Genomic DNA, 13,632 nt, shown 5'->3' with positions numbered 1-13,632 from the left:
AAGCTCCAGTCGAAAGCGCGTGACGAGGATATGAAAAAACGCGCTATGGGTACGCAATTGCGCCCCATTTTAGGCTTTTCAAGCTGCGAAAAGCGGGCATTTCCCTAATGCAGCCATAGGCTGACAGGGGTTTGCGCCCCGGGCGCACCCTTTGGACGCCTGATTCGGCAAGGTATCAATGCGTATCCTGGGCCTTCAAGCCCGTGCCGACGAGGAAGGTCTCGGACGATTTGTCCCGCGACGCCTTGGGCTTGAAGGGCTTCACGGTGCGGAAATTCGCCTTGAAGAGCTTCACCAGGTCGTCATACCCGCTGCCGTGGAAGAGCTTGGCCACCAGCGCCCCTTCGGGCTTCAGGTGGTGCTGCGCGAAGTCGATGGCCAGTTCGATCAGGTGGGCCACCCGGGCCGCATCGGCCGAATGGATGCCTGAAAGATTGGGTGCCATGTCCGAAACCACCAGGTCGGCCTTGCGGCCTGCCAGCACGCCGAGCAACTGTTGCAGAAGCGCATCTTCCCGGAAATCGCCCTGCAGGAAGGTCACGCCCTCGATCGGCTCCATGGCCAGCATGTCCAGCGCGACGATGGTGCCGTTCAGCGCCCCGGCGGCAGCGCCGTCGGGCGACATGCGCCGGCGCAGGTACTGGCTCCAGGCGCCGGGGGTGGAGCCGAGGTCCACCACCAGCTGCCCCGGCTTGACGAGACCGAGCGACTCGTCGATTTCCTTCAATTTGTAGGCGGCGCGCGCCCGGTATCCCTCCCGCGTGGCGAGTTTCACGTAGGGGTCGTTGATATGGTCGTGAAGCCACGCTTTATTGACTTTTTTGCTTTTGGCTTTGGTGCTCATGAGGGTCTTCGTGTACGCGTCGATAATACGGGGATGCCCGCCATTCAACTTACCCCTGCCGAGCGCAAGGTGCACCGCGCCGAAGCTCACCACCTGGATCCGATCGTCATGGTCGGTGGAGACGGGCTCACCCCTGCCGTAAAAAAAGAAGCCGACGCGGCGCTGAAGGCCCACGGCCTGATCAAGGTCCGCGTTTTCTCCGACGACCGCCTCGCCCGCGACGCCATGCTGCGCGAACTGGCTGACGAACTCGACGCCGCCCCCATCCAGCACATCGGCAAGCTGCTGGTGCTGTGGCGCCCGAAGCCCGAGAAGGAACGCGTGGTCGATGAAGACCGCATGCCCGGCCCGCGCGACGTCAAGATCGTCAAGTACAGCAAGCGCGGCGGCCAACGCCCCGAAATCAAGACCCTGCGCGTGCTCGGCAACCAGCGCCTGACCCCCGGCGGCACCATCAAGCGCGCCAAGGCCAAGCGGCCGCTGTCGGCCAAGAAGCGCAACCAGGCAGACTGAGCTTGGCGGCAGTGCAAGGCGCCCAGCGCCATATCCTCTGCATGAAGTGGGGCACGAAATACGGCCCCGAATACGTCAACCGGCTCTACGCGATGGTGCGCCGCAACCTCCGCGGCGACTTCAAGTTCGTGTGCCTGACGGACGACGGCAACGGCATCCACCCCGAGGTGACCTGCCTCCCCATTCCGCCGCTGAACCTGCAACTGGCCCCCGGCCAGCGCGACGGCGCCTGGAAGAAGCTCACCACCTTCGAGCAGGACCTGCATGGCCTGCGGGGCACCGCACTGTTCCTCGACCTGGACGTGGTGGTCGTGGGCAGCCTGGACGCCTTCTTCGAGCAGCCCGGCGAGTTCCTGATCATTCACGACTATGCGCGCCCCTGGCGCCGCGGCCGGATCACGGGCAATTCGTCGGTCTACCGCTTCGAGCTGGGCGCGCATGCCGACGTGCTGGCGTACTTTCGCGCCAACATGGACAAGGTGCAGGCGGAGTACCGCAACGAGCAGGCCTACCTGTCGGACGTGCTCCACCAGCAAGGCAAGCTCGCCTACTGGCCCGACGGCTGGTGCCCCAGCTTCAAGTACCACGGCATTCCCACCTGGCCGACCAACTACTGGGAAGAGCCCTTCGTGCCCGAGGGCGCACGCATCATGGTGTTCCATGGCGAGTGCAATCCGCCGGACGCGCTGGCGGGTCGCCGCAACCGCGCCTTCCGGTCCATCCGGCCGGCGACGTGGGTCGCCAAATACTGGAAAGAGTAAGGGTGGAGGCGGCAGCTGCCGCCTCTGTCGTTCAGGCGGGCTTGCGCGAGCCCATGCGCCACAGCAGCACGCCGGCGCAAACCCATTGCACCAGGTACATGCCGCTTCCCACGGCATGCCACAGCTTGAGGTTGTCGCGCGCCAGGATGCGCGGCGCCACGGCGTATTGCTGAAGCAGCGCCAGCAGCAGCGCGGCCAGGATCAGGAACATCGACGTCATGACCGGCCCGTCCATGCGCTCGTCCGCCTTGGTCCGGTAGTGAATCAGCAGGATCAGCCCGCAGGCAATCGCGATCCAGCTCTGCGCCTCGAACAGCTGGCCGGCAAAGTTGCCGGCCACCGACGGGTTGCCGAGCCTGGCGAACAGCATCGGCACGACCAGAAAGCCGATCGTGGTTAGGCTGCCCCACCAGAAGGCAGCCAGCATCAGCGCGATACGGTCCTTCATCGAGCGGATCAGATGTAGCGGACGGCCACGATTTCGTAGCGCTTCAGGCCGCCGGGCGCCTGCACTTCGGCGGTGTCGCCCTCTTCCTTGCCGATGAGCGCACGCGCGATGGGGCTGGAAATGTTGATCAGGCCGAGCTTCAGGTCGGCTTCGTCCTCGCCGACGATCTGGTACTTCACCGCCTCGCCCGACTCTTCTTCCTCGAGCTCGACGGTCGAGCCGAACACCACCTTGCCGCCGGCATCGAGCTCGCTCGGGTCGATGATCTGCGCGGCCGACAGCTTGCCTTCGACTTCCTGGATGCGGCCTTCGATGAAGCCCTGGCGGTCCTTGGCAACCTCGTACTCGGCGTTTTCGCTCAGGTCGCCCTGCGCGCGTGCTTCGGAAATTGCATTGATGACCCAGGGACGCTCCACCGTCTTGAGCTGGTGCAGTTCGGCGCGCAGTTTTTCAGCGCCGCGCTTGGTGACAGGTACGGTTGCCATGTTGTTGTTTCTCCATAAAGCGAAACCGCCGAACGCTGCCGTTCGGCGGTCGAGTGAGGGACAGGATCAGACGAGCGTGCGTCCGGTCAGCCGGCTCAGGATCGCGAGCGGGCTCGAGTCGGGATTGTATTGCTTCGATGCAGCCAGATGAAGCGTCTGCTCGAGCATGTACTGCCCCGCCATCACGGCGTGCGAGGTCTGGTCCGAGAAGCACACCCACACCGAACCCGGAGGGAATTTCGCGGTTTCCTGGAGCGACGTTTCCTGGTACGCAATGTCCGACTTCATACCGTCGTGCAGCTGCAGCATCAAGTGGTCGTACTCGCTGCGGAACGACTTCGTCACGCGCAGTGCGCGCAGCAGCTTGGCCTGCCAGCGCGCGTAGGGCTTGGCGCGCGGCAGAAAGCGCTTGGCGATGTCCTCGAAAGGCTCACCCACGCGCCACACGCGCGGCGCGCCTTCCGGATTCACATTCGTGAACACACGCAGGATGCGTTCGCCGTAGTTGGGCCGCGAGGGGAACGCATCGACGTGCAAGCGCCGGTCGTCCGCGCGCCACGACTGCACGCGCGTTTCGACCTGGGCCGGCCGGTAGCTGGTGGGGGCCAGCCGCAAGGCCGGCGTGTAGTGAGGCAGCAGCCCATGGATGAGCTGCTGCGCCTGCGCCCGAAAGCGCCCCACCATCGCCGCTGTCGCGCGCTGCACCGCCTCGTCGCCCACGGCGCCCTTGAGCTTGCCGTTGGCATCGAGGCTGATGTTGCGCACGTCGGGCGACAGCAGGCTGGGCGTGAGCAGGCTGCGCTCTTCAGGCAGCAGCTCGAAGCCCAGGCGCGGAAAGTACAGCACCTTGCCCGCTTCGAGCTCCGCGATCCACGCCTCGTTCGGCGTGGCCGCGGCCCAGTCCGTCAGGCCGAGTTCAACGAGCTGCGTTTCCATGGGGGCGCTCAGGCCGCGGCCGCTTCCAGCTGCGCGTGCATTTCCTGCACCGAGATCACGCCGAGCTCGTCCATGAAGCCCATGCCTTCGACCGCCGCTTCGGCGCCGAAGATGGTGGTGAACGTGGTCACGCGCGCCAGCAGCGCCGACGTGCGGATCTGCCGCGAATCGTTGATGGCGTTGCGGCGCTCTTCCACCGTGTTGATGACCAAGGCAATCTCGTTGTTCTTGATCATGTCCACGATGTGCGGGCGGCCTTCGGTCACCTTGTTCACGGTCGCGCACTCGATGCCGGCGGCGCTGATCGCGGCCGCCGTGCCCTTGGTGGCGGTCAGCACGAAGCCGAGCTTCACCAGGCCGCGAGCCACTTCCACCGCACGTGCCTTGTCGTTGTTCTTCACCGAGATGAAGACCTTGCCCGACTTCGGCAGCAGCGTGCCCGCACCCAGTTGCGACTTCACGAAGGCTTCGCCGAAGGTCTTGCCCACGCCCATCACTTCGCCGGTCGACTTCATCTCGGGGCCGAGGATGGTGTCCACGCCCGGGAACTTGACGAACGGGAACACGGCTTCCTTCACGCTGAAGTACGGCGGCGTGACTTCCTTCGTGACGCCCTGCGACGCCAGCGACTGGCCGGCCATGCAGCGTGCCGCCACCTTGGCGAGCTGGATGCCGGTGGCCTTGCTCACGTAGGGCACGGTGCGCGAGGCACGCGGGTTCACTTCGAGCACGTAGATGACGTCCTTGCCGTCCTTCTGCTGGATGGCGAACTGCACGTTCATCAGGCCGACCACGTTCAGCGCCTTGGCCATGGCAGCGCTCTGGCGCTTCAGCTCGGCGATGGTGTCGGCGTTCAGGCTGTAGGGCGGCAGCGAGCAGGCGGAGTCGCCCGAGTGCACGCCGGCCTGTTCGATGTGTTCCATCACGCCGCCGATCAGCGTGCCGCCTTCGGCGTCGCGGATGCAGTCGACGTCGCACTCGACAGCGTCGTTCAGGAAGCGGTCGAGCAGCACTGGCGAGTCGTTACTCACCTTGACGGCCTCGCGCATGTAGCGCTCGAGGTCGCGCTGCTCGTGCACGATTTCCATCGCGCGGCCGCCGAGCACGTAGCTCGGGCGCACCACCAGCGGGTAGCCCAGTGCCGCGGCCTTTTCGAGCGCTTCGGGTTCGGTGCGCGCGGTGGCGTTCGGCGGCTGGCGCAGGCCCAGTTCGTGCAGCAGCTTCTGGAAGCGCTCACGGTCTTCGGCCGCGTCGATCATGTCGGGCGAGGTGCCGATGATCGGCACGCCGTTGGCCTCGAGGTCGAGCGCGAGCTTCAGCGGCGTCTGGCCGCCGTACTGCACGATCACGCCGAGCGGCTTTTCCTTGTCGACGATTTCCAGCACGTCTTCGAGCGTGAGCGGCTCGAAGTACAGGCGGTCCGAGGTGTCGTAGTCGGTCGACACGGTCTCGGGGTTGCAGTTGACCATGATGGTCTCGTAGCCGTCTTCGCGCATGGCGAGCGCGGCGTGCACGCAGCAGTAGTCGAACTCGATGCCCTGGCCGATGCGGTTGGGACCGCCGCCGAGCACCATGATCTTCTTCTTGTCCGTCGGGTCGGCTTCGCACTCGTCTTCATAGGTCGAGTACATGTAGGCCGTGTTGGTCGCGAACTCGGCCGCGCAGGTGTCCACGCGCTTGTAGACCGGGCGCACGCCCAGGGCGCGGCGCTTCTCGCGGATGGCCGTGTCGGTGGTCTTCAGCTGGCGCGCGAGGCGGCGGTCGGAGAAGCCCTTCTTCTTCAGCGCGAGCAGCGTGTCCTTGTCGATGTCGTCCAGCGACTTGGTTTCCAGCTCGAGCTCGATCTTCACGATTTCTTCGATCTGCACGAGGAACCACGGGTCGATCTTGGTCAGCGCGAACACTTCGTCGACGCTCAGGCCCATGGCGAAGGCATCGCCCACGTACCAGATGCGCTCGGGGCCGGGCTCGCCCAGTTCCTTCTCGAGCACTTCGCGGTCCTGCGTCTTCTCGTTCAGGCCGTCCACGCCCACTTCGAGGCCGCGCAGCGCTTTCTGGAACGATTCCTGGAAGGTGCGGCCCATGGCCATCACCTCGCCCACCGACTTCATCTGCGTGGTGAGACGCGAGTCGGCCTGCGGGAACTTCTCGAAAGCGAAACGCGGAATCTTGGTGACCACGTAGTCGATCGACGGCTCGAACGACGCGGGCGTGGCGCCGCCCGTGATTTCGTTGCGCAGCTCGTCGAGCGTGTAGCCCACGGCCAGCTTGGCCGCGACCTTGGCGATCGGGAAGCCGGTGGCCTTGGAGGCCAGCGCCGACGAACGCGACACGCGCGGGTTCATCTCGATGACGACCATGCGGCCGTCCTTCGGGTTGATGGAGAACTGCACGTTCGAGCCACCGGTGTCCACGCCGATCTCGCGCAGCACGGCCAGCGAGGCGTTGCGCAAGATCTGGTATTCCTTGTCGCTCAGCGTCTGCGCGGGGGCCACGGTGATCGAGTCGCCGGTATGCACGCCCATCGGGTCGAGGTTTTCGATCGAGCAGACGATGATGCAGTTGTCGGCCTTGTCGCGCACGACTTCCATCTCGTACTCTTTCCAGCCGAGCAGCGATTCTTCGATCAGCAGCTCGTTGGTGGGAGAGGCTTCAATGCCGCGCTTGCAGATGGTCTCGAACTCGTCGGGGTTGTAGGCGATGCCGCCGCCGGTGCCGCCGAGCGTGAAGCTGGGGCGGATCACGGTCGGGAAGCCGAGCGTCTTCTGCACGGCCCAGGCTTCGTCCATGGTGTGCGCGATGCCCGAGCGAGCGGAACCGAGACCGATCTTGGTCATCGCGTCCTTGAACTTCAGGCGGTCTTCGGCCTTGTCGATGGCTTCGGGCGTGGCGCCGATGAGCTCGACCGGCTTGTTGGTGGACGCGCCCGTGTACTTGTCGAGCACGCCGTTGCGCCACAGGTCGAGCGCGCAGTTCAGCGCGGTCTGGCCACCCATGGTCGGGAGGATGGCGTCGGGGCGTTCCTTGGCGATGATCTTCTCGACCGTCTGCCAGGTGATGGGCTCGATGTAGGTGACGTCGGCCGTGGCCGGGTCGGTCATGATCGTCGCGGGGTTGCTGTTGATCAGGATGACCTTATAGCCCTCTTCGCGCAGCGCCTTGCAGGCTTGCACGCCGGAGTAGTCGAACTCGCAGGCCTGGCCGATGATGATCGGGCCGGCGCCGATGATGAGGATCGATTTGAGGTCTGTGCGCTTAGGCATTCTTGTTCTCCGTCTTTTCCGTCTTGTTCTTTTCCATGAGTGCCGTGAAGCGATCGAACAGGTAGCCGATGTCGTGCGGACCCGGCGAGGCTTCCGGGTGGCCCTGGAAGCAGAACGCGGGCTTGTCGGTGCGCGCCAGGCCCTGCAGCGTGTTGTCGAACAGGCTGATGTGGGTGGGACGCAGGTTGGCCGGCAGCGACTTCTCGTCGACCGCGAAGCCGTGGTTCTGGCTGGTGATGCTCACGCGGCCGTTGTCGAGGTCTTTCACCGGATGGTTCGCGCCGTGGTGGCCGAACTTCATCTTGAAGGTCTTCGCGCCCGAGGCCAGCGCCATGATCTGGTGGCCCAGGCAGATGCCGAAGGTGGGAATGCCGGTCTCGATCAGTTCCTTGACCGCGCTGATGGCGTAGTTGCAGGGCTCCGGGTCGCCAGGGCCGTTGGCCAGGAAGATGCCGTCGGGCTTCAGCTTGAGCACGTCGGCCGCGGGCGTTTGCGCCGGCACCACCGTGATGCGCGCGCCGCGCTGGGCGATCATGCGCAGGATGTTCTTCTTGACGCCGTAGTCGAAGGCCACCACGTGGAACCGAGGCGTGATCTGCACGCCGTAGCCCGCGCCGAGCTTCCACTCGGTTTCGGTCCATTCGTAGGTCTGCTTGACCGACACCACCTTGGCCAGGTCGAGGCCGGACATGCTCGGCGCGGCCTTGGCGGCGGCGATGGCCTTGTCGATCAACGCCTGCGTCACGGTCTCGCCCTGCGCCAGGCCCAGGATGCAACCGTTCTGCGCGCCGTGGGTGCGCAGGTGTCGCGTGAGCTTGCGGGTGTCGATGTTGGCGATGGCCACGGTGTTGCCCGACACGAGGTACTCGCTCAGCGTGGCGGTCTTGCGGAAGTTGGAGGCGACGAGGGGCAGGTCCTTGATGATCAGGCCCGCGGCATGGATCTTGTCGGCTTCGATGTCTTCCCCGTTGACGCCGTAGTTGCCGATGTGCGGATACGTCAGGGTGACGATCTGCTGGCAGTAGCTCGGGTCGGTGAGGATTTCCTGGTAACCGGACATGGCGGTGTTGAACACCACCTCGCCGGTCGTGGAGCCGGCGGCTCCGATCGAATTGCCTTGAAAGACCGTGCCGTCTGCGAGCGCCAGGATGGCGGGCGGGAAACTTCCCTTGAGAGACAAAAGCACTGGGTTCTCCGAATGGTTACGGTCGCCCGGAGCCCCAGGCGCGTTGCCTGCGGACTGCTGCTTAAGGGGATTTTGGCGTTGAAGGCGGCCGGGCGACGCTATTGCGAGTAAGCCCCCGATTGTAGCTCGGCCGCGTCGCCCTCCTGCCGCAAGGGGGCTGAACGTTACGTGTTCATGCGTGAAAGGCATCGGCAACAAGCGCGCAGCGGCAATCTGGCCGTTGGCGGACCTGCCGCGTGGGCCTACGCCTGGCGAGCCGCCCCGCTTGCATGCAAGCAGATGGCCGCGGCGGCGGCCACGTTGAGCGACTCTTCGCCGCCCGGCTGCGCGATGCGGATGTGGTGCGTCGCCCGGGCCTCCAGCGCGGCCGAAACACCCTGCCCCTCGTGGCCCATCAGCCAGGCGCACGGGTACGGCAGCGCGACCTTGTGCAGCCACTCGCCACGGTGCGAGCTGGTCGCGACCAGCGGCACCTGCAGCGCATCAAGCGCCTCCGCGTCCAGGCCCTCGATCAACCGCAGCCCGAAATGGGCGCCCATGCCCGCGCGCAGCACCTTGGGCGCCCACAGCGCGGCCGTGCCCTTGAGCGCGATCACCTGGGTGAAGCCGAAAGCCGCGGCGCTGCGCAGGATGGAGCCGGCATTGCCGGCGTCCTGCAGGCGGTCGAGCACGACGCTGGGGGCGTCGGGAATCAGCTCGGGCCGCGACGGCAGGTCGAGCACGAAACCCATGGGCGCAGGCGACTCGAGTCCGCTGACGCCGCGCAGCAGGTCGTCGCTCACCACCACGGTCTTGGCGGCACTCTTCGACCACTCGGCCGGCGCACCCGGCCAGAAAGACTCCGAAAACACGGCCACCGCAGGCTTGACGCCCCGTGCCAGCGCCGCGCGGCAGAGGTGGTCGCCCTCGAGCCAGATCCGGCCCAGCTTGCGGTAGGCGCCCGGGTCCTGCGCGAGCTTGCGCAGATCCTTGAGCAAGGGGTTGTCGCGCGAGCTGATGTGGCTCGCGCCGGTGTCGGAGGTCATCGAAAGAGAATGTTCAAGGCGCCGCGCGCAGGTCGAGCCGCACGGGCTCGGCGACGCCGATCACCATGTCCGCAGTCACGCCGCTCACGCCATTCATGCCGTCCACGACCTGCACAGGCAGCATCACGTTCAGCACGCCACCGGTGCGCGCCAGCGCCGCCGCCACCGGACTGAAAGACCGGCGGTGGTGCACGCAGGCGCCGTGGCGCTGCAGCGCCTCCAGGTGTTCCGGCGTGCCGTAGCCCTTGTGGCCGGCAAAACCGTAGTGCGGAAATTCGGTATGCAGCTGCTCGCAGAGTCGGTCGCGGTGCACCTTGGCCAGGATCGACGCGGCGGAAATCGCCTTGACCCGCGCATCGCCCTTGACGATGGCCTCGGCCAGCACGTCGAGCGTGGGCAGGCGGTTGCCGTCGACCAGCACCTTCACGGGCTTCAGCCGCAAGCCTTCGACCGCGCGACGCATCGCGAGCATGGTGGCCTGCAGGATGTTGTGCGTGTCGATTTCTTCGACCGTGGCCTGCGCGATGGAGCAGCACAGCGCCTTGGCCAGGATCTGGTCGTGCAGGCGCTCTCGCTGCAGGGCGGTCAGGGTCTTGGAGTCGGCCAGCCCGCGGATGGGCCGCAGGTCGTCCAGGATGACGGCGGCGGCGACCACAGGGCCGGCCAGCGGCCCGCGGCCGGCCTCGTCGACGCCCGCCATCAAGCCGGGCGCGTCCCACACCAGCGGGGCCTGCTCAGCCTTCAAGAACTTTCTGGATCGCATCGGCGCAAAGTGTCGGCGTATCGCGCTGCAATTGCACATGCAGCTCTGAAAATCTTTGTTGCAGGGCCAGCGTCTTCTCGGGGGCGTCGAGCCAGGCCAGCGTGGCCTGGGCCAGCGCCTCGGGCGACGCGGCTTCCTGCAACAGCTCGGGCACCACGAAGTCGCGGCACAAAATATTCGGCAGCCCCACCCAGGGCTGAAGCTGCTTGCGCTGCATGAGGCGCCACGACAGCGCGTTCATGTTGTAGGCGATGACCATCGGCCGCTTGAACAGCGCGGCCTCGAGCGTGGCGGTGCCGCTGGCGATCAATGTGGCGTCGCAGGCGGCCAGCGCGGTGTGCGACTGGCCATCGAGCAATTTGACCTGGCCCGCCATGCCGCTGGCTTGCAGCAGCGCTTCGACTTCGGCGCGCAGGCTCGGAATGAGGGGCGCGACGAACTGGATGCCCGGGCGCTGCTTGTGCATGAGCGCGGCAGCCGCGAAGAAGCGCGCAGCCAGGTAGCGCACTTCGGAGCGTCGGCTGCCGGGCAGCAAGGCGACGACCTGGGCATCGGGCGCCAGGCCGATTGCGGCGCGTGCGCCGGCGCGGTCGGGCGTCATCGGAATCACGTTGGCCAGCGGATGGCCCACATAGCTGCCCGCCACGCCGTGCTCGGCCAGCAACGCCGGTTCGAACGGAAAGATGCACAGCACATGGTCGGCCGCGGCACGGACTTTTTCGATGCGCTCCGGCCGCCATGCCCAGACCGACGGGCAAATGAAATGCACCGTCTTCATGCCACGGCTGCGCAGGCCGGCTTCGAGATCGAGATTGAAATCGGGCGCGTCGACGCCGATGAACAGCTCCGGCCATTCGCGCAGCAGCCGCGCCTTGAGCTGGCGGCGGATGCCGGCGATCTCGGCGTAGTGCCGCAGCACCTCGACGTAGCCGCGCACGGCAAGTTTTTCTTGCGGCCACCAGCTCTGCAGACCATGGGCCAGCATGCGCGGGCCGCCGATGCCCACGGTTTCGAGTCCGGGCCAGCGGGCCTGCAGCCCATCGAGCAGCAGCCCGGCGAGCAGGTCGCCGGACGCTTCGCCCGCGACCAGCGCGAACCGCCGCTGTCCGTCTTGCTGCATCGCCGTCACGTCAACGCGCGATGCCGCGCGTCGAACTGGCGAGGAAAGCGTCCATCAGCGCGATGTCGCCAGCGGCTTCGGGCATGTCGGTTGCGAGCGCGGCAATGCCGGCGCGCGCTTCGTCCAGCGTCTTGCCCTGGCGGTACAGCAGGCGGTGCATCTGCTTCACGGCCGCGAGCCGCTGCGCCGAGAAATCGCGCCGGCGCAGGCCGACCACGTTGAAGCCGCGTACCGCGAGCGGGTTGCCGTCGACGAGCATGAAGGGGGGCACGTCCTGCGACACCGCGCTGGCGAAACCGACCATGGCATGCGCGCCGACCGAGACGAACTGGTGGATGCCGGTGAGCCCGCCCACCGTCACCCAGTCGCCCAGGTGCACATGGCCGGCCAGCGTGGTGTTGTTGGCCAGCGTGGTGTGGTTGTCGACATGGCAGTCGTGCGCGATGTGCGTGTACGCCATGATCCAGTTGTCGTTGCCCACGCGCGTCACGCCGCCCGCCCCCGGCACGCCGAGGTTGAAGGTGCAGAACTCACGGATCACGTTGCGGTCGCCGATGACCAGTTCGGTCGGCTCACCGGCGTACTTCTTGTCTTGCGGAATCGCGCCAAGCGACGAAAACTGGAAGATTCGGTTGTCGCGCCCGATGGTCGTACGCCCTTCGATCACGCAGTGCGCGCCGATGGTGGTGCCCGCGCCCACCCGCACATGCGGGCCGATCACGGTATAGGGGCCGACCGACACCGAGGCGTCGAGTTCGGCCTGGGGGTCGACGAGTGCTGTCGAATGAACCTGGGTCATGCCTTGTGGTGAGTGCGGCCGGATCAGTTGATCTGGCGCATCGCGCACATCAGCGTCGCTTCGCAAGCGAGTTCGCTGCCAACCAGGGCCCGGCCCTTGAATTTCGAGATGCCCGCTTTCATGCGTTCGATCTCGACTTCGAGCGTCAGCTGGTCGCCGGGTTCCACAGGCCGCTTGAAACGCGCGCCATCGATGGCGGCGAAGTAATAGACCGTGTTGTCGTCGGGCACGATGTCCAGCGAATGGAACGACAGCAAGGCAGCGGCCTGGGCCATTGCCTCGAGCATCAGCACGCCCGGCATCACCGGACGGTGCGGGAAGTGGCCGTTGAAGAACGGCTCGTTCATGGTCACGTTCTTCAGCGCCGTGATGCGCTTGCCCTTTTCCATGTCGAGCACACGGTCCACCAGCAGGAACGGGTAGCGGTGGGGCAGCAGCTTGAGGATTTGGTGGATATCGAGCGCTATCGCTGGCTTTGTCATGATGTTCTGTTCCTGCATCGTCGTCATTTTTTCGAGGGAGCCTTCTCCAGCGCCTTCAGTCGTTCGCGCAGGCTGTGCAACTGCTTGAGCGTTGCCGCATTTTTTTCCCAGTTCACATTGTCATCGATGGGAAACATGCCGGTGTACTGCCCGGCCTTGTGGATCGAACGGGTAACCGTCGTGGCGGCGGACACGTGCACGCCGTCGGCCACCGTCAGATGGCCCAGCACGATGGCACCGCCACCGAAAGTGCAGTTGGCGCCGATGGTGGCGCTGCCGGCCACGCCGACGCACCCCGCCATGGCGGTGTTCTTGCCGACGCGCACGTTGTGGCCGATCTGGATCAGGTTGTCGAGCTTCACGCCGTCTTCGATGACCGTGTCGTCGAGCGCGCCGCGGTCGATGCAGGTGTTGGCACCGATTTCGACGTCGTTGCCGATGCGCACCGCGCCCAGTTGCTCGATCTTGACCCACTGCCCCTCGTGCAGCGCCAGGCCGAAGCCGTCAGCGCCGATGACCACGCCGGGATGCAGCAAGCAGCGCTCGCCAAGGGTGCAGTCTTCGCTGACCGTTACACGCGACTTCAGCACGGTGCCCGCGCCGATGCGTGCGCCCCGCTCCACCACGCACAGCGCGCCGATGCGCGCCGTCGGGTCGACGTGTGCCTCGGGATGGATCACCGCGCTCGTGTGCACCAGGTCTGCATCCGGACGCGCGTGGTTCGCCTTCCAGAGCTGTGTCAGGCGGGCAAAGTAGAAATAAGGATTGGGCGTGACGATGAACGCCCCGCGGGCCTCGGCAGCTTCGCGCATGGCGGGCGACACGATGACACAGGCGGCTTTCGAGGCCGCGAGCTCTTGCTGGTATTTGGGATGGCTCAGGAAACTGAGCGCATCGGGCTGTGCATTCTGCAGCGGCGCAAGCCGCGCGATGGACAGCGCCCTATCGCCATGAAGCTCGCCCCCGAGGGCGTCAACGATGGCTCCAAGCTGCAATGACACGCCGGC

General features: G+C 66.0%; 14 protein-coding genes. 2 read left to right on the top strand and 12 right to left on the bottom strand.

Annotated elements, in window-relative coordinates; translation table 11 throughout:
* Nucleotides 1-175: 175 nt before the first annotated feature.
* Nucleotides 176-844: an RlmE family RNA methyltransferase gene (locus tag QTI51_RS07165; RefSeq protein WP_116908932.1), complete on the bottom strand. Its 669-nt coding sequence runs from the start codon at nucleotides 842-844 to the stop codon at nucleotides 176-178.
* A 33-nt stretch (nucleotides 845-877) separates the two neighbouring features.
* Between QTI51_RS07165 and QTI51_RS07160 the strand changes: the two genes are divergently transcribed.
* Nucleotides 878-1,357, top strand: coding sequence for a YhbY family RNA-binding protein (locus tag QTI51_RS07160; RefSeq protein ID WP_116908931.1), 480 nt, complete (start codon nucleotides 878-880; stop codon nucleotides 1,355-1,357).
* A gap of 2 nt (nucleotides 1,358-1,359) precedes the next feature.
* Nucleotides 1,360-2,118 carry a glycosyltransferase gene (locus tag QTI51_RS07155; protein WP_503011479.1) on the top strand — a complete coding sequence of 253 codons (759 nt, stop codon included), beginning with the start codon at nucleotides 1,360-1,362 and terminating at the stop codon, nucleotides 2,116-2,118.
* A gap of 31 nt (nucleotides 2,119-2,149) precedes the next feature.
* Here the strand turns inward: QTI51_RS07155 and QTI51_RS07150 are convergent, their stop codons facing one another.
* The 11 genes from QTI51_RS07150 to lpxD all read right to left on the bottom strand — a co-directional run bounded on the left by QTI51_RS07150 (nucleotide 2,150) and on the right by lpxD (nucleotide 13,626).
* On the bottom strand, nucleotides 2,150-2,566 hold the full coding sequence (locus QTI51_RS07150) for a DUF4149 domain-containing protein (protein WP_116908929.1): 417 nt from the start codon (nucleotides 2,564-2,566) through the stop codon (nucleotides 2,150-2,152).
* An 8-nt stretch (nucleotides 2,567-2,574) separates the two neighbouring features.
* Nucleotides 2,575-3,051: a transcription elongation factor GreA gene (greA, locus tag QTI51_RS07145; RefSeq protein WP_116908928.1), complete on the bottom strand. Its 477-nt coding sequence runs from the start codon at nucleotides 3,049-3,051 to the stop codon at nucleotides 2,575-2,577.
* A 66-nt stretch (nucleotides 3,052-3,117) separates the two neighbouring features.
* Nucleotides 3,118-3,987, bottom strand: coding sequence for a Kdo hydroxylase KdoO (gene kdoO / locus QTI51_RS07140; protein WP_116908927.1), 870 nt, complete (start codon nucleotides 3,985-3,987; stop codon nucleotides 3,118-3,120).
* Nucleotides 3,988-3,995: 8 nt separating this feature from the next.
* Nucleotides 3,996-7,250: a carbamoyl-phosphate synthase large subunit gene (gene carB / locus QTI51_RS07135; RefSeq protein ID WP_116908926.1), complete on the bottom strand. Its 3,255-nt coding sequence runs from the start codon at nucleotides 7,248-7,250 to the stop codon at nucleotides 3,996-3,998.
* The gene (carA, locus tag QTI51_RS07130; RefSeq protein WP_116908925.1) at nucleotides 7,243-8,436 is read right to left on the bottom strand and encodes a glutamine-hydrolyzing carbamoyl-phosphate synthase small subunit; all 1,194 of its coding nucleotides are present in this window, start codon (nucleotides 8,434-8,436) and stop codon (nucleotides 7,243-7,245) included. The genes carB and carA overlap by 8 nt, the downstream gene beginning before the upstream one ends.
* A gap of 242 nt (nucleotides 8,437-8,678) precedes the next feature.
* Nucleotides 8,679-9,461, bottom strand: coding sequence for a TrmH family RNA methyltransferase (locus tag QTI51_RS07125; protein WP_116908924.1), 783 nt, complete (start codon nucleotides 9,459-9,461; stop codon nucleotides 8,679-8,681).
* Nucleotides 9,462-9,474: 13 nt separating this feature from the next.
* Complete coding sequence (rnhB, locus tag QTI51_RS07120) at nucleotides 9,475-10,224, bottom strand: ribonuclease HII (RefSeq protein ID WP_116909104.1); 750 nt, start codon at nucleotides 10,222-10,224, stop codon at nucleotides 9,475-9,477.
* A complete protein-coding gene (lpxB, locus tag QTI51_RS07115) occupies nucleotides 10,196-11,344 on the bottom strand; it encodes a lipid-A-disaccharide synthase (protein WP_116909105.1) in 1,149 nt (382 codons plus the stop codon). The genes rnhB and lpxB overlap by 29 nt, the downstream gene beginning before the upstream one ends.
* Nucleotides 11,345-11,354: 10 nt before the next feature.
* The gene (gene lpxA / locus QTI51_RS07110) at nucleotides 11,355-12,143 is read right to left on the bottom strand and encodes an acyl-ACP--UDP-N-acetylglucosamine O-acyltransferase (RefSeq protein ID WP_116908923.1); all 789 of its coding nucleotides are present in this window, start codon (nucleotides 12,141-12,143) and stop codon (nucleotides 11,355-11,357) included.
* A 23-nt stretch (nucleotides 12,144-12,166) separates the two neighbouring features.
* Nucleotides 12,167-12,652 carry a 3-hydroxyacyl-ACP dehydratase FabZ gene (fabZ, locus tag QTI51_RS07105; RefSeq protein ID WP_177206549.1) on the bottom strand — a complete coding sequence of 162 codons (486 nt, stop codon included), beginning with the start codon at nucleotides 12,650-12,652 and terminating at the stop codon, nucleotides 12,167-12,169.
* Entirely contained in the window at nucleotides 12,649-13,626 is a 978-nt protein-coding gene (gene lpxD, locus QTI51_RS07100; protein ID WP_116908922.1) for a UDP-3-O-(3-hydroxymyristoyl)glucosamine N-acyltransferase, read from the bottom strand. The genes fabZ and lpxD overlap by 4 nt, the downstream gene beginning before the upstream one ends.
* Between the last annotated feature and the right edge of the window lie 6 nt (nucleotides 13,627-13,632).

This window comes from Variovorax sp. J22G73 (genome assembly GCF_030317035.1).
Lineage (GTDB): Bacteria > Pseudomonadota > Gammaproteobacteria > Burkholderiales > Burkholderiaceae_C > Variovorax.
This window is presented reverse-complemented; position numbering and strand designations above follow the sequence as displayed.